This window comes from Rathayibacter sp. PhB152 (assembly GCF_003751395.1).
Lineage (GTDB): Bacteria > Actinomycetota > Actinomycetes > Actinomycetales > Microbacteriaceae > Rathayibacter > Rathayibacter festucae.
Map to the genome: position 1 here is coordinate 128,150 of NZ_RJUT01000006.1, position 21,569 is coordinate 149,718.

A 21,569-nucleotide genomic window follows, 5' to 3' on the forward strand; every position below is an offset into this window, starting at 1 on the left:
GCCGCCTCCCGTAGCCTCGAGGCCGTGACCGGCCGCCCCAGCACTCCCCCGTTCGACGCCGTCGTCCTCGCCGGCGGACGCGGCGAGCGCCTCGGCGGCGCAGCCAAGCCGCTGCTCGAGCACGACGGCTCGACGCTGCTCGCGCACGCGCTGAGCGCTGTCGCCGGCGCCCGGCGCGTCGTGGTCGCCGGACCGGAGGAGCTCCGGGGCGCAGTCGGAGCGGCGCTCCTCGTCCAGGAGGAGCCGTCGTTCGGCGGACCGGTCGCCGGTCTCGCGGCGGCGCTGCCCCTGCTCGCGCGGGACGACGCGGCCGGCTGGATCGCCGTCCTCGCGGCCGACCTCGTCGATCCCGCTCCGGCACTCGATCGGCTGCTGGCCGCCGCCGCCGCGGATCCGGCGGCCGACGCCCTGCTCGCCGTCGATGGGGACGGCCGCGCGCAGCTCCTCCTCGGCCTGCACCGCCGAGCCGCTCTGACGGCCGCCGTGACGCGGCTCCCCGCAGTCGACGGCGCCTCCGTCCGCGCGCTCCTGGCGGGGCCGGCCGTGCGGCTCGTCGAGGTGCCGGCCGGCTCGACCGCGGACGTCGACGACCGCGCCGACGCCCTCCGGCACGGCATCGCCGTGCCGGAGGGCGTGCCGGGCGCAGAATCCGAACCGGGCGCAGACTGAACGCGTGACCCACGACACGAACGCGACCCCTTCCTCCGCCCCGGACGCCCGCGAGGACACCGCCGCACTGCTCGCCGCCTGGTGGGACGAGCTGACCGCCGCCCTCGGTCTCGCCGACGTGCCGATCGAGCGCGACGCCCTGCTCTCGCTCGCGGGCGACGCGGCGCACGGCGTGGTGCGGCCCGCCGCTCCGCTGACGACGTTCCTCGCCGGCTACGCCGCGGGCCTGCAGGGCGGCGACCGGGAGGCGCTCGACGCGGCGGTGCGGACGTCGCTCGAGGCCATTCGCATGCGAACGCACGAATCCTGAGACGCTACTCCCTCCCCCTCGATCCGGCACCAGGCTTCGGGCGTACGTTTCGCTCGAGCCTCGACGCCGAGGCCCTCCTCCGGACGATCTCGGCGCGGCTCCCGCGGGCGCTCACGCACCGCGGTCGCATCCCGTGAAGGAGAACCGCATGTCAGGCAACAGAGCAGTCGCCTACAAGAGCCCCGGCGTCGTCGAGGTCATCGACATCGACTACCCGACCTTCGAGCTGAAGGACGGACCGGGCGTGAACCCGGCGAACATCGGCAGGAAGCTGCCGCACGGCGCCATCCTCCGCACCGTCTCGACCAACATCTGCGGCTCCGACCAGCACATGGTCCGCGGGCGAACCACCGCTCCCGCCGACCTCGTCCTCGGGCACGAGATCACGGGCGAGGTCGTCGAGGTCGGGCCGGACGTCGAGTTCGTCAAGGTCGGCGACATCGTCTCCGTGCCGTTCAACATCGCCTGCGGCCGCTGTCGCAACTGCAAGGAGCGCAAGACCGGCATCTGCCTGAACGTGAACCCGGACCGCCCGGGCAGCGCCTACGGCTACGTCGACATGGGCGGCTGGGTCGGCGGCCAGGCCGAGTACGTGATGGTCCCCTACGCGGACTGGAACCTGCTCGTCTTCCCCGACCGCGACCAGGCGCTCGAGAAGATCCTCGACCTCACGATGCTCTCCGACATCTTCCCGACCGGCTTCCACGGCGCGGTCACCGCGGGCGTCGGCGTCGGCTCGACCGTCTACGTCGCCGGAGCGGGCCCGGTCGGGCTCGCCGCGGCGGTCGGCGCTCAGCTGCTCGGCGCGGCCGTCGTGATCGTCGCGGACCTCAACGAGGAGCGGCTCGCGCAGGCCCGCTCGTTCGGCTGCGAGACCGTCGACGTCTCCAAGGGCGACCCGGCCGGGCAGATCGAGCAGATCCTCGGCGTGCCGGAGGTCGACTGCGGCGTGGACGCCGTGGGCTTCGAGGCGCACGGCAACGGCGCCGATTCGGGCACCGAGGCGCCGGCCACGGTGCTGAACTCGCTGATGTCGATCACCGCGGCGGGCGGCGCCCTCGGCATCCCGGGGCTCTACGTCACCGGCGATCCGGGCGGAGTCGACGAGGCCGCGCAGGAGGGCTCGCTCTCGATCCGCCTCGGGCTGGGCTGGGCGAAGTCGCTGTCCTTCACGACCGGCCAGTGCCCGGTGATGAAGTACAACCGCTCGCTGATGATGGCGATCCTGCACGACAAGGTGCAGATCGCGAAGGCGGTGCAAGCCACGGCCATCTCGCTGGACGAGGCGCCGCAGGGCTACGCCGACTTCGACAAGGGCGCCGCGAAGAAGTTCGTGCTGAACCCGAACGGGTACCTCGGCTGAGCCCGTGACCGCGACGGCGCCGGGTCCGCGGATCCGGTGCCGTCGCCGGCCCACCGCGGGCGCGACCAGAATGGACGGATGAGCGACATCGACTGGGACGGCGCTCGCGCGCGGATCGCCGCGGCGACCGCTCCCGGGCCGCTCGCGACGGTCCCGCTGCTCGAGGCGGAGGGCTGCGTCACGTCCGGCTCCGTGCTCGCACCGCGACCGCTCCCCCACTACGACTCCTCGGCGATGGACGGCTGGGCCGTCCGCGGAGCGTCGCCCTGGCGCCTCGGACCGGGCAGCGCCGAGCCGATCGTCACCGGCGGGGTCGTGCCGGAGTGGTGCGAGAGCGTCCTTCCGAGCGAACGCGGCCGGGTGACCGGCGACGTGCTCTCCTCGGAGCACCCGGTGCCGCTCGGACGGCACATCCGCAGCGCGGGCGACGAGGCTCCGGCGGGCACCGCGCTCGTCGACTCCGGCGTGCGGCTGCGGTCGGCGCACCTCGCGCTGCTCGCGATCGCGGGCTTCGACGAGCTCGTCGTGCGGCGGCCGGTGACGGTCGATCTGCTCTTCACCGGGGACGAGGTCGACACCGCGGGGATGCCGGGGGCCGGCCGCGTCCGGGACGCGTTCACGCCGCTGCTGCCGCCGCTCGTCGCGCGCGGCGGGGGTGCGGTGGGATCGGTGCGGCGGCTCGGCGACGACGACGAGGCGATCGCCGCAGCGCTGCTCGCGAGCACGGCTCCGCTGCAGATCACGACGGGCGGGACCGGGCGGTCGCGGGTGGACGCGGTGCGGCGGGCGCTCCGGATCGCGGGAGCGACCCTCGTCGTCGACGGGGTCGCGATGCGGCCGGGGCACCCGACTCTGATCGCGTCGCTGCCCGGCGGGGCCGTCGTGCTGGCGCTGCCCGGCAATCCGCTCGCGGCGTTCCTCGCGGCACTGTCGTTCCTGCCGCCGGCGCTGGAGGCGGCGACCGGGGCTGCCGCGACGGTGCTGCGTCAGGGCGTGCTGGGCGAGCCGCTCGGCCGCGACGGGTCGACCGTGCTCGTGCCTGTTGTCGAGGCGGACGGTGCCTGGCGGGCGGTGCACGGGATCCGCTCGCACATGCTCTCGGGGCTGACGGTGGCGGAGGCGGTCGCCGTCGTTCCGGCGGGCGGCGCCGACGCGGGTGAGAGGGTGCGGCTGCTGCGGCTGCCGTGGTGAGCGCGGGCGGGCTCCGACGACCCGAGGGCTGACGGTGGCGGGTCTCGATACGCCGCTGCGCGGCTACTCGACCAGCATGCAGCGCAGCCGCTCGCGCAGCAGGAGCGGCCGGCCACTCAGGCGGCCGGCTCCAGGCGGACGACGACGGACTTCGAGGTGGGGGTGCCGCTGACGGCCGCGGTGGAGTCGAGCGGGACGAGCACGTTCGTCTCGGGGTAGTAGGCGGCGACGCAGCCGCGCGGGGTGTCGTAGGCGACGACGCGGAACGACGGGGCGCGGCGCTCGAGGCCGTCCTCCCACTCCGAGACCAGGTCGACCATCGCGCCGTCGGCGAGGCCCTGCTCGGCGATGTCGGCGGCGTGCACGAAGACGACGCGGCGACCGCCGTGGATGCCGCGGTAGCGGTCGTCCTTGCCGTAGATGGTGGTGTTGAACTGGTCGTGCGAGCGCAGCGTCTGCAGCAGCAGCCGCCCCTCCGGGACCTTCGGGTACTGCAGCGGGTTCGCGGTGAAGCGGGCGAGACCGGTCGCCGTGGCGAAGCGGCGCTCGTCGCGCGGCGGGTGGGGCAGGACGAAGCCGCCCGGCTCGTTCACGCGGCGCTCGAAGTCCTCGAAGCCGGGGACGACGGCGGCGATGTGGCGGCGGATCAAGCGGTAGTCCTCGCGCAGCGCCGCCCAGTCGACGACCGGCGTGTTCGGGCGGTCGGCGAGCAGGCGCTCCGCGATGCCGGTGAGGATCGCCACCTCGGACTGCAGGACCGTGCTCGGCGGGGCGAGCCGCCCGCGCGAGGCGTGCACGGCGCTCATCGAGTCCTCGACGGTGACCCGCTGCTCCCCCGTCGCGCGCTTGTCGGAGTCGGTGCGGCCGAGGGTCGGCAGGATCAGCGCACGGCGGCCGGTGACCACGTGCGAGCGGTTGAGCTTGGTCGAGACGTGCACCGTCAGCGCGAGCGAGCGCATCGCGGCCTCGGTCACGGCGGTGTCCGGGGTCGCCCGGGCGAAGTTGCCGCCGAGGCCCATGAAGACGCGGGCCTTCCCGTCGCGCATCGCCCGGATCGCGGCGACCGTGTCGGTGCCGTGCTCGCGCGGCGAGGCGAAGGAGAACTCGCGGTCGAGCGCGTCGTGGAAGGAGTCCGGCATCCGCTCGAAGATCCCCATCGTGCGGTCGCCCTGCACGTTCGAGTGGCCGCGCACCGGGCAGACGCCCGCACCCGGCTTGCCGATGTTGCCGGTCAGCAGCAGGACGTTCACGACGTCCTTGAGGGTCGCGACGGAGTGCGCGTGCTGCGTGAGACCCATCGCCCAGCAGACGATGGTGCCCTCGCTCGCCGCGATCAGCTCGGCGATCTCGCGGATGCGGGCCTCGTCGATCCCGCTCGCCCGCTCGATCTCGGACCACTCGGTGCCGCGGATCTCGTCGAGGTAGCCCTCGAGGCCGTCGGTGCTCTCGGCGATGAAGGCGCGGTCGAAGACCCCGCCGCGCGCCTCCTCCGCGTCGAGGAGCGCCTTGCCGAAGCCCTGGAAGAGCGCCTGGTCGCCGCCCAGCCGCACCTGGAGGAAGTGGTCGGCGAGCGCCGTGCCGCCGCCGATCATGCCGCGCACGGTCTGCGGGTTCTCGAAGCGCAGCAGGCCCGCCTCGGGCAGCGGGTTGATCGCGACGATCGTGCCGCCCGCGCGCTTCGCCCGCTCCAGCGCGGTGAGCATCCGCGGGTGGTTGGTGCCCGGGTTCTGGCCGGCGACGATCAGCAGCGGCGCCCGCTCGACGTCGCGGAGGCTGACCGAGCCCTTGCCGATGCCGATCGTCTCGGTCAGCGCGGACCCGCTGGACTCGTGGCACATGTTCGAGCAGTCCGGCAGGTTGTTGGTGCCGAAGCCGCGCACCAGCAGCTGGTAGACGAACGCGGCCTCGTTGGAGGTGCGGCCCGAGGTGTAGAAGATCGCCTGGTCGGGATCGGCGCAGGCGCGCAGCTCGTCCGCGACGACGTCGAGCGCCTCGTCCCAGCCGACCGGGCGGTAGTGCGTCGCGCCCTCGTCCAGGAGCATCGGCTCCGTGAGGCGGCCCTGCTGGCCGAGCTGGTAGTCGTCCCAGCCCTCGAGCTCGGTCATCGAGTGCGCGGCGAAGAAGTCGGCCGTGACGGTGCGCAGCGTCGCCTCCTCGGCGACCGCCTTCGCGCCGTTCTCGCAGAACTCCGCGACGTGCCGCTTGTCGCCCTCGGGCCAGGCGCAGCCGGGGCAGTCGAAGCCGGTCTTCTGGTTCACCCGGAGGAGCGTCTCGGCGCTGCGCAGCGGACCCATCTGCTTGAGCGAGATCTGCAGCGCATGCGCGACGCCGGGGATGCCGACGGCCCGCCTCTTCGGGGCGCCGACCGTGACGGCGCTCTCGTCGATCGGCTTCTCGCGGGCTTCGGCGTCATCGACCATTCCTGCATCGTACGTCGGGGAGCGGGTGGGAGGATGAGCGCCTGCCGTCCGGGCTCTCAGGTCGCGGGGCGGTGCGCCGCCGCGTCGAGGAGGACCCCATGAGCCGTGCCATCGCCCGGACCCGTCTGATCGCGGTCCGCGCCGGGGAGCCGACCCGCCGCCGCGAGGACGTGCTCGCCGTCGAGGAGCCGCTCGAGATCCGGGTGGGCGGCCGGCGGTTCAGCGTCACCATGCGCACGCCCGGGGAGGACTTCGACCTGGTCGCCGGGTTCCTGGTGTCCGAGGGGGTGCTCACCTCGAGCGAGCAGCTCGCCGCGATGCGGTACTGCGCGAGCGGCGCGGGGCCGAGCGAGAACACCTACAACGTGATCGACGCGACCGTGCGCGGGGGCCGCGCGGAGATCCTGCTCGACCGCGAGCGCTCGGTCTACACGTCGAGCTCGTGCGGGGTGTGCGGGCTGGCGTCGCTCGAGGCCGTCGCGACGGAGTCGGCGTGGAGCGTGGCGGAGGATCCGCTGCGGGTCTCGACCGAGCTGCTCGTGTCGCTGCCGGACCGGCTGCGGGAGGCGCAGGCGGTGTTCGAGCGGACCGGCGGCCTGCACGCGGCCGGGCTGTTCGACGCGGACGGAATGCCGCTGGTGCTGCGGGAGGACGTGGGGCGGCACAACGCGGTCGACAAGGTCGTCGGCTGGGGCCTGCGCGAGGGCCGGCTGCCGTTGCGCGGCACGCTGCTGCAGGTGTCGGGCCGCGCCTCGTTCGAGCTCGTCCAGAAGGCCGTGATGGCGGGCGTGCCCCTCCTCGCGGCGGTCGGCGCCCCGTCCTCGCTCGCCGTCGACCTCGCCCGCGATTCGGGTCTCACCCTCATCGGCTTCAGCCGCGGCGCGGGCTTCAACGTCTACGCGGGCGACGCCCGCCTCGCCGCAGACTGACGCCGGGTCTCGATACGCCGCGTCCCGCGGCTCCTCGACCAGCATGCAGGGGCAGCGACCGCGGAAGGCAGCAGCTCGCGCGCAGCGCGGCCCCACCGCTGCTCGCACGTTCACCAGCGACGTCGCCAGAAGCAGCTCGCGCGTCAGCGCGGCCCTTCCACTGCTCGCACGTTGACCGTCGCCGGAAGCAGCCCGCGCGATAGCGCGGCCCCACCGCTGCTCAGGTGACCACCGAGGACGTCGGCCGCACCGGGCTTGCACGGGCAGGGCAGAGGGCCCGACCCGGAATCGCGTGCCAGCGATTCAGGGCAGCCCGACGCGACCCGCTCCACAGAACGCTCCCACCTGTGCAAGCCGACCGCGAGTCGTCTAGCAGCGAAGCTGCTAGACGACGGACAAGGACTGCCGAGCGATCTCCAGCTCCTCGTTCGTGGGGATGACGAGGACGGCGACGCGGGAGTCGTCGGTGGAGATGCGGCGGGGGCCGCGGTCGCGGGCGGTGTTGCGCTCGGGGTCGAGCTCGATGCCGAGGCCCTCGAGGCCGCGGAGGGCGCCGGCGCGGACGGCGGGGACGTTCTCGCCGACTCCGGCGGTGAAGACGATCGCGTCGACCCGGCCCAGCTGGGCGTAGTAGGCGCCGACGTAGTGGCGGAGGCGGTGGTAGTAGACCTCGAGCGCGGCGATCGCGGTCTCGTCGCCGGCTTCGGCCGCGTCCTGCACGTCGCGCATGTCGCCGCGGCCGGAGAGGCCGAGGAGTCCGCTGCGGCGGTTGAGCACGGTGTCGAGCTCGTCGGTGGAGAGGCCGGCCTTGCGGGCGAGGTGGAAGACGACGGCGGGGTCGAGGTCGCCGGAGCGGGTGCCCATCACGAGGCCCTCGAGCGGGGTCATGCCCATCGAGGTCTCGACGGAGGCGCCGCCGTCGATCGCGCAGGCGGAGGCGCCGTTGCCGAGGTGCAGGACGATCGTCTTGAGGTCGGAGCGGCGGCGGCCGAGGAACGCGGCGGCCGCCTCGGAGACGAACTTGTGCGAGGTGCCGTGGAAGCCGTAGCGGCGGATGCGGTGCTTGTCGGCGAGCTCGGCGGGGATCGCGTAGGTGGAGGCCGCCGCGGGGATGGTGTGGTGGAACGCGGTGTCGAAGACGGCGACGTGCGGGACGTCCGGGAACGCCTTCTGCGCGGCCTCGATGCCCTCGAGGTTGGCGGGGTTGTGCAGAGGGGCGAGGTCGCTGAGGTCCTCGATGTTGATCTTGACGAGGTCGGTGACGACGGTCGGCTCGTAGAAGCGCTTGCCGCCGTGCACGACGCGGTGGCCGACGGCGATCGGCGGGAACTCGTCGAGGCTCGGGCCGTGCTCGGCGAAGGCGCGGATCATCGCGTCGAAGCCGGCCGTGTGGTCCGGGATCGGCGTCTCGAACTCGACCGTGTCGCCGTCGTGGCTGTGCTTGGTGCGGCCGGTCTCCTCGCCGATCCGCTCGACGAGGCCGCTGGCGAGCGTCTCCTCCGTCGTCATCTCGATGAGCTGGTACTTGAAGGACGACGAGCCGCTGTTGACGACGAGGACGACGGACACGGTGGGACTCCTGGGGGTTCGGGGTCGGACGGGGCGCTCGGGCGGGTGGCCCTCAGCGCACGACGGGGATGGCGGAGGTCGGCGGGACGATGGCCTGGGTCGCCGCCTGGATCGCGGTGATCGCGACGGTGTTGACGATGTCCTGCACGAGGGCGCCGCGGGAGAGGTCGTTGACCGGCTTCCGCAGGCCCTGCAGGACCGGCCCGATCGCGACGGCGCCGGCCGAGCGCTGCACGGCCTTGTAGGTGTTGTTGCCCGTGTTGAGGTCGGGGAAGATGAACACCGTCGCACGGCCGGCGACCTGCGAGCCGGGCATCTTCGAGGCGGCGACGGCAGCATCCGCGGCGGCGTCGTACTGGATCGGGCCCTCGACCAGCAGGTCGGGGCGGCGCTCGCGGACGAGCGCGGTGGCGGCGCGGACCTTCTCGACGTCGGCGCCCGCTCCGCTCTCGCCGGTGGAGTAGGAGAGCATCGCGATCCGCGGGTCGATGCCGAACTGCTGCGCCGTCTCGGCGGAGGAGATCGCGATGTCGGCCAGCTGCGCCTCGGTCGGGTCGGGGTTCACGGCGCAGTCGCCGTAGACGAGGACGCGGTCGGCCAGCGCCATCAGGAAGACGCTCGAGACGACGGAGACGCCGGGGCTCGTCTTGATGATCTCGAAGCCGGGGCGGATGGTGTGCGCGGTGGTGTGCGCGGCTCCCGAGACCATGCCGTCGGCGAGGCCGAGCTGCACCATCATCGTGCCGAAGTAGGAGACGTCGGTGACGGTGTCGTAGGCGTGGTCGAAGGTGATGCCCTTGTGCGCGCGGATGCGGGCGTACTCCTCGGCGAAGCGGTTGCGGTGCTCCGGGTCGAGGACGCTGAGGACGCGGGCGCCGTCGATGTCCAGGCCCAGGCTCGCGGCGCGGGAGCGGACCTCGACCTCCTCGCCGAGGATCGTGAGGCGGGCGATGCCGCGCTTGAGCACGGTCGCGGCGGCGCGGAGGATGCGGTCGTCGCCGCCCTCGGGCAGCACGATGTGCCGGTCGGCGATGCGGGCGCGCTCGATCAGGCCGTACTCGAACATCAGCGGGGTGACGACCTCGGAGCGGCCGACGTCGAGGAGGGTGAGCAGCTCGACCGGGTCGATCGCCTCGGCGAACAGGGCGAGGGAGGTATCGCGCTTGCGCGGCGAGTCGGCGGCGAGGCGGCCGCGTGCGGCGGTGACGCGCACCGCGGTGTCGTAGGTGCCGAGCTCGGTCATCACGATCGGCAGGCGGTTGTCGACGCCCTCGATGAGGCGCACGATCGGCTCCTGCAGCTCGAAGCCGCCGTTGAGGATGATCGCGGAGACCGTCGGGAAGTTGCCGGAGGCGTGCGCCATGATCACGGCGAGCACGACCTCGGGCCGGTCGCCGGGGACGATGACGACACCGCCCTCCATCAGGCGCGGCAGCACGTTGACCATCGACATGCCGGCGACGACCACGCCGAGGGCCTCGCGGCCGAGCAGCTCCGGGTCGCCCGCGACGAAGACGCCGTCCACGGCGTCGATGATGCGGGAGACACTCGGGGCGACCAGGGACGGGTCCTCGTGGATCGCCCAGACCGGAGCGCCGGAGGGCAGGGCCTCGCGGATCGCGGCGACGGCCTGCTCCGAGGTGCCCGGATCGGCGCGGTTGGCGACGACGCCGATGAGGCTCGCGTGCGCGGTGCGCAGCTCGACCGCGGCGAGCTCGGTGATCTGCCGCATCTCGTCGGGCGTGCGGGCGGGTGCCTGGCCGAGCTGCTCGCTCCGGGACGGGTCGCGCCCGGTGAGGACGAGGAGGACGGGAGCGCCGAGGTTCGCCGCGATGCGCGCGTTGTAGCCGAGCTCCGTCGGGCTGCCGACGTCGGTGTAGTCGGAGCCGAGGATCACGACGGTGTCGCACTGCGCCTCGACGGCCTTGTAGCGCTCGACGATGCGGGAGAGGGCGGCCTCGCCGTCGGCGTGCACGTCCTCGTAGGTGACGCCGATGCAGTCGTCGTAGGCGAGACCCGAGTCGGAGTGGCCGAGCAGCATCTCGAGCACGTAGTCGCGCTCGGAGGTGGAGCGGGCGATCGGGCGGAAGACGCCGACCCGCTGCACCTGACTGCTGAGCAGGTCGAGGACGCCGAGGGCGACCGTGGACTTGCCCGAATGACCTTCGGCGGACGAGATGTAGATGCTCTGAACCATCGGCGCAAGCCTAGCGACGGGCACCCTCCGGAGGCTGGGCGGGTGCCCCGGATGGGAGAGCGTGCAGGAGCCGCGGGCTGTGGAGGAGAGGCGGGCCGACTCAGGCGCCACGGACTCGTGACGTCGCAGCGGGCCCGCAGCATGCAGGGGCCGGGCGCAGGGCGGCGGGGGCCGGTGCGGCGCAGCCATGAGCCTGCGGCGTTCCGGAGCCGGGCGCCCGCAGGGCGGCGGCGCCCCGTGGGCGGCGCACAGGCGCTCGCGCCGCTTAAGAGGAAAGACCCCCCGCGCACCCGCCAGAGCCCGGTTACCCTTGCTGCGTTTCCGCCCTGGGGGAGTTGGCCTGGATGGCGCCACGCGGGGAGCCGGGAGACAGTCTAACCGACGCCGGCGGGGTGCGGGCACGGCCGTCGCGGTGCCGTGGTCAGCGGAGGGCGCCGGCACCGGCTAGTATCGATGAGTCGCGGCCACGGTCGCGCCAGGAGGATTCGCCTAGTGGCCTATGGCGCACGCTTGGAAAGCGTGTTGGGTGCAAGCCCTCGGGGGTTCGAATCCCCCATCCTCCGCCGAACGGCGCCGCACGCTCTCGCCAGCTGCGGCGCCGTTCTCTGCTTGACGGCGCACCGCGCCTCCCCCGCCGAGTCGCCCGAGACGGCTTTCGAGTCGCCCGAGAAGGCTCGTTCCCGGGGTGGAGAACGAGCCTTCTCGGGCGAGTCGGCGCGCTGGTCAGCGGGTGAGGCGCAGGAGCCACTCGTCGAGGAGGGCGGACTCGGCGGCGGTGAGGCCCGCGACGCCGGGCAGCGCGGTGCGCAGGGCGACCGCGTGGGCGGCGAAGGCGCGGGCGGCGGGGTCGGTCGGGCCCGCCTCCGCCGTGGTGATCGCGGCGAGGACGGCCTCGCGGGAGCGGGCGGAGAGCTCGTCGTCCGGCGTGGACGCGAGGGTGAGGGTGCAGCCGAGGGCTGCGGACTGCAGGAGGCGCGCGGCGTGCTCGACCTCGACGGTCAGGCGGCCGGCCTCGGCGACGGCGCGGACCTGGGCGGCGAGGACGCCGCGGGCGAGGCGGGCCGCCTCGGACTCCTCCCCCGGACGGCCGGTGAACATCAGAGCGTAGAGGTGCGGCTCGGCGAGCCCGAAGGCGATGTGGTGGTCCCAGGCGGCGCGGAGGGCGTCGACGGGGTCGACGGGTGCGTCGACGGCGTCGAACTCGGCCTGGGCGGAGGCGAAGCCCGCGGCGGCGACGGAGTCGAGCAGCCCGCGGAGGTCGCCGAAGGTGCGGTAGATGGTGGGCGCCTGGACGCCGGCCGCCGAGCTGATCGCCCGGGTCGAGACGGCGTCGCGGCCGCCCTCCGCGAGCAGCGCCGCCGTCGCGCTGAGGATGCGGTCGCGGGTCGTCGGGCTCTCGGTCACGAGTAACGACGCTAACACGGCGGCGTTAGCGCTCGTGCACGGGGAGCGCTGGTGACGTGGATCTCGATACGCCCGCGGCGCGGGCTACTCGATCAGCATGGGCTTCCGCGGCGCGGGCTCATCGATCAGCGAAGGCGAGTGCGCGATCAGCGCTCCATGCTGGTCGAGTAGGCGCTCGCAGGGCGACGTATCGAGACCCGCCCTACTGGCCACGGTGGATCTCGATACGCCCACTGCGCGGGCTACTCGATCAGCATGGACTTCCGCGGCGCGGTTACTCGATCAGCATGAAGGGGGCGCGCGCCGCCATATCAGCAGTCGCCGCGGGCGCTGACGGGGTGAGCTGCAAGGCGGAGGAGGAAGCGATACCGGCGGTATCGCGCCCGACGACAACGCCGCAGATCGCCCCGTCAGCGCCCGCGGGCCGCGGGCGCTGACGCCGCCGGCTGCAAGGCGGAGGAAGGAGCGATACCGGCGGTATCGCGACTGACGACAACGCCGCAGACGGTGGTGTCAGCGGCCGCGGCGGGCCGTGCCGAAGATGCCTCGGACGACCTCGCGCAACAAGGTCTTCCCGACCGAGGAGCCGAGGACCTCCTCGACGACGGTCTTGTCGCGGCGGGTGGAGCGGGAGCGGGTGGTGGGCGCGGTGCGGCGGCGGGAGCGCTCGGCGGCCTGGTCGGCGCGGCGCTCGGCGGCGGCGCGGTCCTTGGCGCGCTGGGCGGCGGCGCGGGCGTCCTCCTTGGCGCGGCGGGCGTCGTCGGCGGCCTGCTCCTTGGCGCTGCGGGCGGCCTCGGCGGCCTGCTCCTTCGCGCGGCGGGCGTCCTCCTCCGCCTGCTCCTCGGCGGCGGCGCGGGCCTCCTCGGCGTCGGCGGCCGCGTCGAGGCGGCGGGTGAGGATCTCGCGGGCGGAGTCGCGGTCGAGCGGGGTGCCGTAGCGGGCGAGCAGCGGGGAGCGCTGGACGCTCGCCTCCCGCTCGGCCTCGGGGGTCGGCGCCATCGAGCCGCGCGGTGCCCGGAGGCGGGTCCAGGCGACCGGGGTCGGCGCGCCGCGCTCGTTCATCACCGTGACGATCGCCTCGCCGATCGGGAGCGCCTGCAGCACCTCGCCGAGGTCGTAGTCGCTCTCGGGGTAGGTCGAGACGGTGGCGCGCAGGGCCTTCGCGTCGTCGGGGGTGTGCGCGCGCAGCTGGTGCTGGATCCGCGAGCCGAGCTGCGCGAGCACGTCGCTCGGCACGTCCTTCGGGGTCTGCGTCACGAAGACGATGCCGACGCCCTTCGAGCGGATCAGCCGCACGGTCTGCGTGATGGCGGCGAGGAAGTCCTTCGACGCGTCGCGGAAGAGCAGGTGCGCCTCGTCGAAGAAGAAGACTAGCTTGGGCCGGTCGAGGTCACCGACCTCGGGCAGGTCGTTGAAGAGGTCGGCGAGCAGCCACATCAGGAACGTGGAGAACAGCGCGGGCTTGTCCGCGACTCCGGGGACCTCGAGCAGGCTGACCACGCCGCGGCCGTCGGGCGCGAGGCGGAGGAACTCGGCGGTGTCGATCTCGGGCTCGCCGAAGAAGACGTCGGCGCCCTGGTCGGCGAAGGCGATCAGCTCGCGCAGGATGACGCCGGCGGTGGCCTTCGAGAGGCCGCCGAGCTCGGCCAGCTCGGCCTTGCCCTCGTCGCCGACGAGGTAGGTGAGCACGGCGCGGAGGTCGGAGAGGTCGACGAGCGGCAGCCCGGCGCTCTCGGCGTAGTGGAAGACCAGGCCGAGGCTCGACTCCTGGGTGTGGTTGAGGCCGAGGACCTTCGCCAGCAGCAGGGCGCCGAAGCCGGTGACCGTCGCGCGGACCGGGACGCCGGTGCCGACGCCGCCGAGCGCGAAGTACTCGGCAGGAGCGGCCTCGGGGGTCCAGTCCTGGCCGATGGTGCGGGTGCGGGCGAGCAGCTTCTCGTCGGGGGTGCCGGGGGTCGCGAGTCCGGAGAGGTCGCCCTTGATGTCGGCGGCGAAGACGGGGACGCCGTGCGCGGAGAGCTGCTCGGCGAGGACCTGGAGCGTCTTGGTCTTGCCGGTGCCGGTCGCGCCGACGACGAGGCCGTGGCGGTTGAGCATCCCGAGCGGGATGCGGACCGGCACGTCGGCGCGGGCGTCGCCGTTGACGAGGGCGCCGATCTCCAGGGCGGGGCCGGTGAAGGCGTAGCCGGCGCGGACGGCGTCGACGGCGGACTCGGCGAGCGGCCCGGGGGTGGGGGCGGCGGACGGTGCGGGTGCGGGTGCCGCGGCAGGCGCGGGCGCCGGGACCGGTGCGGGCACTGCGACGGGGGCAGGCTCCTCCCCCGGCGCGCCGTCGACGAGCCGCACGTCGTCGACGACCGCGGCCGCCTCCTCCGGGCCGGCGACCGCCTCGAGGGCCGCGGCGGCCGCCTCCGCGCGGGCCAAGGCCTCGGCGGCCTCGACCTGCAGTCGTCGGGCGGCCTCGAGGGCCGTGCGTGCGTCGTCCCTCGCCGAGGCGAGCCCGTCGTCGTTGCTCATGGGGTCAGCCTAGGGTCGCGACGGCGCGACATCCCGGCCCGGATCCGCGCCCGGCCCCGCTCAGTCCTCGCGGACGTGCCACGACTGGCCGTAGCCGCCCTCCTCGAGCGGGCGGGCCATCAGCTCGAGGAACGGCTCGGCGTCGAACGCCTCCGGTCCGAGCACGCCGAAGCCGGACCAGGCACCTGTCGCGAGCAGCTCGAGGGCGATCACCGGGTTGAGCGCGGTCTGCCAGACGACGCACTGGGTGCCGTACTCGGCCATCGTCCACTCGTTGTCGCTCACGTGGTAGAGGTACACCTCGCGGTGCGCGCCGTCCTTCGCGCCGGAGACCCAGAGGCCCGCGCAGGTCTTGCCGGTCATCCGCGGGCCGATGCTCGCCGGGTCGGGCAGGCCCGCGGCGACCACGTCGCGCGGCGAGACCAGCACCGGCCCGTCGGCGGAGCGGACCCGGACCGGCTCGGTGCGGTCGAGTCCGAGCAGGTTGAGCGTGCGGAGGACGCCGATGAACTCGGCACCGAGGCCGTACTTGAAGGTGACCCGCTTCGCATCGAGCCAGCGCGGCATCAGCAGCACCTCCTCGTGCTCGACGTTGACGCACTCGACGGGGCCGATCCCCTCGGGGAACTCGAAGACCTCCGGCTCGGAGAACGGCGGCGTCGTGAACCAGCCGCGGTCCTTCTCGAAGATCACCGGCGGGTTCAGGCACTCCTCGATGGTCGTCCAGATCGAGAAGGAGGGCGCGAAGATCTCGGCGCCGGAGTCGTCGCGGACGACGAGGTTCGCGCCGTCGCGGACGCCCAGCTCGTCGATCTCGTCGAAGAGGTGGTCGGCGGCGTAGCGGGCGAAGACGTCGGAGAGACCGGGCTCGACGCCCATGCCGACCAGGGCGAGGCGGCCGGCCGCCTCCCAGGTCGGGGCGGCGGCGAACTGCTCGTCGCCGAGCTTCAGGCCGGTCTTCGCGTGCGGCTCCTCGGGGTGCGGCCGGGAGAGGCTCATCGCCATGTCGACGTAGTCGGCGCCGGCGGCGAGGGCGCCCGCGAAGATCGTCGGCACGAAGGACGGCTCGACCGCGTTCATCACGTGGGTGGCGCCGTGCGCGCGGGCGACGGTCTCGACGTTCTCGGCGTCGGAGGCGTCGATGCGCGCGGCGACGAAGCGGTTCTCGACGCCGTCGTCGCCGTGCCGCTCGAGGATCCAGGCGACGGTGCGCTCGGCCCGGGCGAGCTCGTAGTCGCAGACGATGATCTGCTCGAAGAAGGTGCGGCGGGCGGCGATCTTCGCGAAGGCGTCGCCGACGCCGCCGGCGCCGACCAGGAGGATTCTCATGCAGCCACCGTAGCGACGGAATCACTCGTGATTCAAGGTCCGGACCGCGGGAATCGAGAGTTACAGCGGATTTGCACGACGGAATCCGTCACTCCCGCGCCGTCTCCTCCGCGATCTCGAGGAGGCGGATGAAGCGCGAGAGCCGCTCGAGCGCCGCCATCGAGGTGGGCGGCGACGCGGCGAGCGCCGGCGAGTGCACGAGGTAGGCGGCCCACTTGGCCCGCGAGATCGCGACGTTCAGCCGGTTGGGCAGCAGCAGGAACTCGAGGCCGCGCGGGACGTCGGCGCCGGAGGAGGCGGCGAGCGACACGATCGCGACGACCGCCTCCCGGCCCTGGAAGAGGTCGACCGTGCCGACCAGCGTCTCCTCGAGCCCGGCCGCGTCGAGGGCCTCGCGGAGCAGGGCGCCCTGTGCGTTGTAGGGGGCGACGACGATGACGTCCGCGGCGGTGAGCGCGCGCTCGCCGTGCTCGTCCCGCCAGGCGCGGCCGACCATGGTCAGCGCGATCTCGACGACCCGGCGCGCCTCGTCCGGGGAGGACGTGGTGTCGCCGGCGTGCACGACCGGCACCGCGTGCAGTCCGGGCGCGACGCCGTCGAGCCGGCGCTGCTCCGGGGCGCGGGAGGAGAGTGCGCCCTCGTAGGAGAGCTCGGAGACGGCCGCGGCGAGCGCGGGGTGCATCCGGTAGGTCTGCGCGAGGAAGTAGCCGTAGGCGGGCGGCAGGACGTCGTGGCCGTCGGCGAGCCAGCCCAGCGCCGACTCGTCGACCGGCTCGGGGTGCGAGCCCTGGCTGACCTGCGGGAGCTGCTGCGGGTCGCCGAGGAGGAGCACGCGCTCGGCGGCGATCGCGGAGGCGATGGTCGGCGCGAGCGAGAACTGGCCGGCCTCGTCGATCACCAGCAGGTCGAGCGAGCGGCGCGGGACGCTGCCCGCGTTCGCGAAGGTCCAGGCGGTGCCGCCGACGACGCAGCCGCCGCCCTCGGCGAGCGCCGCGAGGGCGGCGCCGTTCTTCACCGGCGTCCAGGCGACGGCGGCGAGGGCCTCCGCGGAGCTGCCGGCCTTGGGCACCTTCGCGACCCGGGCGCGGTCGACGCCCTTCGCGACGACCGCGGTCAGGACGTTCTCGACGACGGAGTGGGACTGCCCGACGACGCCGACCCGCCAGCCGTGCTCGGTGACGAGCCGGGCGATGACGTGCGAGCCGACGTAGGTCTTGCCGGTGCCGGGCGGGCCCTGGACGGCGAGCGTCGCGCGCTCGAGGCCGAGCAGGGTCTCGACGACGGCGGCGATGACGTCGTCGCCCTCGACCGGCGCGACGACGGCCGGGGGCACGCGCCGGAGCACGTCGAGGGCGGGGTCGGCGAGCAGCGCGGGCAGGGCGTCGAGCACCTGGCCGCCCCACTCCGCGATCGCCTCGGGCTGCGGGGCGGCCCGGGGCGGCGGCGCGGGCGCCAGGGCGATCGGGACGTCGTCGTGCGGGTCCTCCCCCGCACGCAGGCCCTCCTTGAGCAGCAGGACGATCCGCTCGCCGTCGTCGGACGCGGCGAGGATCTCGGCGCGGTCGGAGGCGCCGCGCATCCCCGGACCGGGCGAGGGCGCCCCGGGCGGCGCCGGGGAGTCGTAGACGAGGAACGGCTTCGCGCCGATGCTGAGCCGGCTGCCCGGGGCGAGGCGGCCGAGGATCCGCAGCTCGCGGGAGAGGGTGCGCGCCCGCGCCGGCGTCGACCAGTCGCGGACGACCTCGACCCGCTCGACGACGACCACGTCGCGGGCGTCGGCCCAGTCGTCGAGCGGCTGGCGCAGCCGGTCGAAGTGCTCCTGCCAGAAGGTCTTCGCCTCGCGGCGGTGGTAGTCGATCGCCGCGCCGGCGAGGGCGAGGGCGGTCTGGTCGGGGGTGCGCTCGCGCGGCTCGATCCCCTCGACCTCGGCGAGCAGGGCGACGGCGACCGGGTCGGGCTCGCGCGGGACGGGCAGGTCGATGTCCACGAGCGGGAGCGGCTCCTCCTCGCGGGCGGGGACGAGCGAGTGCAGCCAGTCGCGCAGGCGCAGAGTGGAGCGGCAGTCGTAGGCGTTGTACTCGCCGATCTCGGCGAGACAGCGCTCGCCCTCGCGGCGGTCGGCCTCGGCCCTCTCGGGATCCGCGTCGGCCGACGCGGCCTCCCGATCGGCCGACTGCAGCAGCGCCCGCGCCTCGACGTACTCGGTGATGCTGTCCGCCGCGTTCGTCACTCCCTCGGTGTCGCGCGCCTCCTCGCCCATGTAGAGCGGCTCGAGCTTCTTGATCGAGTAGCTGCGCGAGCCGACGCGCAGCGCCCGGCGGACGACGGGGTAGAGGTCGACGAGGACGCCGTCGCGCAGGAGCGCGTCGACCTCCTCCTCCCCCGTGCCGTGCCGCTGCGCGAGCGAGAGCAGGTGGCTGCGCTCGTAGGAGGCGTAGTGGTAGACGTGCATCCGCGGGAAGCGCGCCCGCCGCTCGCGCAGGAGCGCGAGGAAGTCGACGAGGGCGCGGCGCTCGGCCGCCAGGTCGTGCGCCCAGAACGCGGTGAAGGCCTCGTCCTGGTCGACCATGCCGAAGAGGTAGTCGAGGCCCCACTGGCCGTCCTCCGCGTGCAGCGGGTCGCCCTCGAAGTCGAAGAAGAGATCGCCCGGGTCGGGGGCGGGCAGGGCGGTCAGCACCGAGGCGTCGACGAGCTCGACGACGGGCACGTGGTCGGCCGAGGCCTCGGTGGCGAGCTGCAGGCGGGCCTGGGCACGCAGCGTCTCGGCGGCACCGGCGCTCATCCCGGGAACCGGCCCCTCGCTGACCGCGAGCGCGTCGAGGGTGGTGATGCCGGCGGCGGCGAGCTTCGCGCGCTGGTCGAGGCGCATGCCCGCGACGAGGATCGGGTCCCGGTGGGCCTGCACCTCGGGGGCGCAGAGTCCGCAGCGGCCGCAGGCGGTGAAGCGCGGATCCCCCCAGGCCACCGGCTCGGTCGCGGCGAGGTGCTCCTCCAGAACGGCGCGCAGGCGGGCCCGCTGGACCCGCTGCACGGGGGCGATCATCGCGAGGTCGTGGCTCGTGGTCGTGCCGTCGCCGAGGACCAGGTGGACCTTCTCGCCGACGCGGATCCCCCGCGCCGCCATCTGCTCCGCGTACGCCGCGAGCTGCAGCAGCGCCGGGATCTTCGCGTGCCGGGCGAGCTTGGTGTCGTAGACCTCGTAGGCGCCGTCCTCGGTGCGGAGCAGGAAGTCGGAGAAGCCGATGAAGGCGCCGTCGTAGAAGGTGGCCTGGTAGAGCACGTCGACGCCCGCGCGCATCGCCTCGACGGCTTCGTCGGCGGCCCTCGCGTAGTCCGCGCGCTCGGGGCGGGCGAACTCGAGGACCTCGTGGGTGCGCTTCAGCTCGGCGAGGAAGGCGACCTCGTGCTCGTCGCCGAGCACGGCGGTGCGCTGCAGCATCGCGTCCTCCTCGACGACGACGCGGGGCGCGCGGCCGAGGGTCGCGTCGAGCCGGCGGAGCACCGCCCACTCGCAGGCCGACCAGGAGGAGAGGTCGGTCGGGCTCGTGACGAGGCGGACTCCCCCGCTGCGGTCGTCCTCGAGATACACACGGCTCCCTCCCGGGCCGCCGGGAGACGACCGCCTCCAGGGTAGGGCGACCCTCCGACACCGGCGCGTGCGAGGCTGGGCGGATGACCAGGGCGCGCTTCGAGATCATCCCGTCGGACGGCATCGGCGAGAAAGCGGAGCGGGCGTTCCCCGATCCGGCCGCGGTGACGCTCACCGTCACGAGCCTGCCGAAGCACGGGACGGAGCGGACGATCGACGCCGCGGTGGAGCTGGCCGGCCGGGGCTTCCGGGTCGTGCCGCACCTCGCGGCTCGGAACGTGGAGGGTCGCGAGGCGCTGGAGCGCGCACTCGGGCGGATGCGGGACGCGGGGATCGACGAGGCGTTCGTCGTGTCGGGCGACGCGAGGAGCGCCGCCGGCAGCTACTCGACGTCGCTCGAGCTGATCCGCGACGCCCGCGAGCTGCGGCCCGAGCTGGCCGTCGACATCGCCGGCTACCCCGAGGGGCACCCGCACCTCTCGGACGAGAGCATCGCGAAGCACCTGCGCGAGCGGGCGCCGTACCTCCGCGGGATCGTCACGCAGATGTGCTTCGACGTGGACGCGGTGGTCCGCTATGCCGACGGGCTGCGGGCGGACGGGATCGACGCGGAGCTGTGGGCCGGAGTGCCGGGGCCGGTCGAGCGGGCGCGGCTGCTCTCGCTCGGCGCGCGGATCGGCGTCGGGTCGTCGCTCGGCTTCCTCCAGCGGAGCTCGTCGGTCGCGGGCGGGCTGCTGCGCGGCCGCCGCTTCGACCCCGCCGCGTTCGTCGCGCGCCTCGAGGCGGCCGCGGGCGACCGCCTCGCCGGCCTGCACGTCTACACCTTCAACGAGCTGGACGGCCTGCGCGCGTTCTGACCCCCTCCGCGAGATGCCACTTATGAGCACCTTTCACGGCGTGTCGCGCGCATAAGTGGCATCTCGCGGGACGGGTCAGTGCGTGCGGCGGATCCAGATCGGCGGGTGCGGGAGCTCGGACTCGGTGCGGAGGCGGCCGGCCAGGGGGGCCCAGACGATCAGGGCGACGGCGAGGCCGAGCAGCAGGCCGCCGATGGTGTCGGTGAGCCAGTGCGCGCCGAGGTAGGTGCGGCTGGCCATCATCGCGACGCTGTAGAGGAAGCCGGCGATCCAGACCCAGAGCAGCGGGAAGACCAGGGCGAGCACCATCGCGGTGGTCGAGGCGTTCGCGGTGTGGCCGGAGGGGAAGGAGCCGTAGTCGCTGGTGACCAGCATGTCCTCGGGGCGGGCGCGGCCGACCAGCTCCTTCACGAGCTGGGTGGCGCCGACGCTGACGAGGGCGGCGAGCGCGTAGTAAAGCGCGGCCCAGCGCCGGCGGAAGACCAGCAGCACGATGATGATCGCGACCGGGATGATCGCCGTGCCGACGATCCCGGCGCCGACGGTGTTCATGATGAGCGCCGGGACGTCCCAGACGCTCGAGCGGTGCTCGACGATCTCGTCCATCCACTCGACGTCGAACGAGAACGCGGAGGTGGGGCGGAAGGCGATGATCACGGCGAGGACGATCGTCACGGCCAGCGCGATCGAGGCGGAGATCAGCGGCCAGCGGCGCGAGACGTGCCGGGCGGCCTCCGTGGTGAGGACCTTCGAGACGACGTCGTCCGAGGGAGCGCGCCGATGCAGGCGCTCGCGCTGCACGGCGTCGGGCTGGGCGACGCCGGGCTCGGTCTTCAGGGGGTCGTGGCGAGGATCCATCCGGACATGATGGCGCCACCGGCCGTTCACGCGCTGGGGGTTGCGGGCGGGTCGGAGATGTCCGGCTCGCGGAATCGCGTCGGGCACGTGGAAGCGGTGTGTTCCAGCGAGCCGGAGCTGGAGTGACGAGCCGGAGATCAGCCGCGAGCACTTCCGGCACGCGGAATCGTCTCCAACACGTCGGATCGGTGCGCTTCCGCGAGCCGGAGCCGATTCCACGAGCCGGAGATCCCGAGCGGACGCGTTCGGCTCGCGGAACCACGTTCGGCACGTGGAAGCGGCGCGTTCCCGCGAGCCGAAGCCGGGACGACGAGCCGGAGATCAGCCGCGGACACCTCCGGCACGCTGAAACGCGTCCGGCAGGTCG

Annotated in this window: 14 protein-coding genes, 1 tRNA gene and 1 other RNA gene; 7 read left to right on the forward strand and 9 right to left on the reverse strand. The window is 73.8% G+C overall.

The window, feature by feature from the left end:
* Positions 1-24 precede the first annotated feature (24 nt).
* The 4 genes from EDF36_RS15055 (at position 25) to EDF36_RS15070 (ending at position 3,533) form a co-directional block, all read left to right on the forward strand.
* Positions 25-669, forward strand: a complete 645-nt coding sequence (locus EDF36_RS15055) for a molybdenum cofactor guanylyltransferase (RefSeq protein WP_185020497.1) — start codon at positions 25-27, stop codon at positions 667-669.
* Positions 670-673: 4 nt separating this feature from the next.
* The gene (locus EDF36_RS21335; RefSeq protein ID WP_185020498.1) at positions 674-979 is read left to right on the forward strand and encodes a DUF6457 domain-containing protein; all 306 of its coding nucleotides are present in this window, start codon (positions 674-676) and stop codon (positions 977-979) included.
* A gap of 148 nt (positions 980-1,127) precedes the next feature.
* Positions 1,128-2,342, forward strand: coding sequence for a formaldehyde dehydrogenase, glutathione-independent (gene fdhA, locus EDF36_RS15065; protein WP_123705217.1), 1,215 nt, complete (start codon positions 1,128-1,130; stop codon positions 2,340-2,342).
* Between the two features lie 78 nt (positions 2,343-2,420).
* A complete protein-coding gene (locus EDF36_RS15070) occupies positions 2,421-3,533 on the forward strand; it encodes a molybdopterin molybdotransferase MoeA (RefSeq protein WP_123733629.1) in 1,113 nt (370 codons plus the stop codon).
* A gap of 116 nt (positions 3,534-3,649) precedes the next feature.
* Here EDF36_RS15070 and EDF36_RS15075 read toward each other — a convergent pair whose 3' ends face one another.
* Positions 3,650-5,953 (reverse strand): FdhF/YdeP family oxidoreductase, encoded by a 2,304-nt coding sequence (locus EDF36_RS15075; RefSeq protein ID WP_123733630.1) that lies wholly within the window; start codon positions 5,951-5,953, stop codon positions 3,650-3,652.
* Between the two features lie 98 nt (positions 5,954-6,051).
* Here EDF36_RS15075 and fdhD point away from each other — a divergent pair, with 98 nt between their 5' ends.
* Positions 6,052-6,882, forward strand: a complete 831-nt coding sequence (gene fdhD, locus EDF36_RS15080) for a formate dehydrogenase accessory sulfurtransferase FdhD (RefSeq protein WP_123733631.1) — start codon at positions 6,052-6,054, stop codon at positions 6,880-6,882.
* A gap of 384 nt (positions 6,883-7,266) precedes the next feature.
* Here fdhD and EDF36_RS15085 read toward each other — a convergent pair whose 3' ends face one another.
* The 3 genes from EDF36_RS15085 to ffs form a co-directional block, all read right to left on the reverse strand.
* Entirely contained in the window at positions 7,267-8,451 is a 1,185-nt protein-coding gene (locus EDF36_RS15085) for an acetate/propionate family kinase (protein ID WP_123733632.1), read from the reverse strand.
* A 52-nt stretch (positions 8,452-8,503) separates the two neighbouring features.
* Positions 8,504-10,648 (reverse strand): phosphate acetyltransferase, encoded by a 2,145-nt coding sequence (gene pta / locus EDF36_RS15090; RefSeq protein WP_123447710.1) that lies wholly within the window; start codon positions 10,646-10,648, stop codon positions 8,504-8,506.
* A 270-nt stretch (positions 10,649-10,918) separates the two neighbouring features.
* An RNA gene (gene ffs, locus EDF36_RS15095) (signal recognition particle sRNA small type) lies at positions 10,919-11,015 on the reverse strand.
* A 111-nt stretch (positions 11,016-11,126) separates the two neighbouring features.
* On the opposite strand from ffs, the gene EDF36_RS15100 reads away from it, so the two are divergent.
* Positions 11,127-11,211, forward strand: a tRNA-Ser gene (locus tag EDF36_RS15100).
* Between the two features lie 160 nt (positions 11,212-11,371).
* Here EDF36_RS15100 and EDF36_RS15105 read toward each other — a convergent pair.
* The 4 genes from EDF36_RS15105 to EDF36_RS15120 form a co-directional block, all read right to left on the reverse strand.
* Positions 11,372-12,052: a TetR/AcrR family transcriptional regulator gene (locus tag EDF36_RS15105; RefSeq protein ID WP_123733633.1), complete on the reverse strand. Its 681-nt coding sequence runs from the start codon at positions 12,050-12,052 to the stop codon at positions 11,372-11,374.
* Positions 12,053-12,565: 513 nt separating this feature from the next.
* On the reverse strand, positions 12,566-14,569 hold the full coding sequence (locus EDF36_RS15110; RefSeq protein ID WP_123733634.1) for a helicase HerA-like domain-containing protein: 2,004 nt from the start codon (positions 14,567-14,569) through the stop codon (positions 12,566-12,568).
* 60 nt (positions 14,570-14,629) lie between these two features.
* On the reverse strand, positions 14,630-15,898 hold the full coding sequence (locus EDF36_RS15115) for a saccharopine dehydrogenase family protein (protein ID WP_123733635.1): 1,269 nt from the start codon (positions 15,896-15,898) through the stop codon (positions 14,630-14,632).
* Between the two features lie 88 nt (positions 15,899-15,986).
* Positions 15,987-19,487: a bifunctional RecB family nuclease/DEAD/DEAH box helicase gene (locus EDF36_RS15120; protein WP_123733636.1), complete on the reverse strand. Its 3,501-nt coding sequence runs from the start codon at positions 19,485-19,487 to the stop codon at positions 15,987-15,989.
* Between the two features lie 83 nt (positions 19,488-19,570).
* Here EDF36_RS15120 and EDF36_RS15125 point away from each other — a divergent pair, with 83 nt between their 5' ends.
* The gene (locus EDF36_RS15125; protein WP_123733637.1) at positions 19,571-20,344 is read left to right on the forward strand and encodes a methylenetetrahydrofolate reductase; all 774 of its coding nucleotides are present in this window, start codon (positions 19,571-19,573) and stop codon (positions 20,342-20,344) included.
* A gap of 75 nt (positions 20,345-20,419) precedes the next feature.
* Here the strand turns inward: EDF36_RS15125 and EDF36_RS15130 are convergent, their stop codons facing one another.
* Positions 20,420-21,202: a phosphatase PAP2 family protein gene (locus tag EDF36_RS15130; RefSeq protein ID WP_123733638.1), complete on the reverse strand. Its 783-nt coding sequence runs from the start codon at positions 21,200-21,202 to the stop codon at positions 20,420-20,422.
* Positions 21,203-21,569: the final 367 nt, after the last annotated feature.

What these genes read in the sequence shown, in the direction of transcription:
- fdhA (WP_123705217.1), top strand. Translation starts at nt 1,128, where the DNA reads ATGTCAGGCAACAGAGCAGTCGCCTACAAGAGCCCCGGCGTCGTCGAG.
- EDF36_RS15070 (WP_123733629.1), top strand. Translation starts at nt 2,421, where the DNA reads ATGAGCGACATCGACTGGGACGGCGCTCGCGCGCGGATCGCCGCGGCG.
- EDF36_RS15075 (WP_123733630.1), bottom strand. Translation starts at nt 5,953, where the DNA reads ATGGTCGATGACGCCGAAGCCCGCGAGAAGCCGATCGACGAGAGCGCC.
- fdhD (WP_123733631.1), top strand. Translation starts at nt 6,052, where the DNA reads ATGAGCCGTGCCATCGCCCGGACCCGTCTGATCGCGGTCCGCGCCGGG.
- pta (WP_123447710.1), bottom strand. Translation starts at nt 10,648, where the DNA reads ATGGTTCAGAGCATCTACATCTCGTCCGCCGAAGGTCATTCGGGCAAG.
- EDF36_RS15110 (WP_123733634.1), bottom strand. Translation starts at nt 14,569, where the DNA reads ATGAGCAACGACGACGGGCTCGCCTCGGCGAGGGACGACGCACGCACG.
- EDF36_RS15115 (WP_123733635.1), bottom strand. Translation starts at nt 15,898, where the DNA reads ATGAGAATCCTCCTGGTCGGCGCCGGCGGCGTCGGCGACGCCTTCGCG.
- EDF36_RS15125 (WP_123733637.1), top strand. Translation starts at nt 19,571, where the DNA reads ATGACCAGGGCGCGCTTCGAGATCATCCCGTCGGACGGCATCGGCGAG.
- EDF36_RS15130 (WP_123733638.1), bottom strand. Translation starts at nt 21,202, where the DNA reads ATGGATCCTCGCCACGACCCCCTGAAGACCGAGCCCGGCGTCGCCCAG.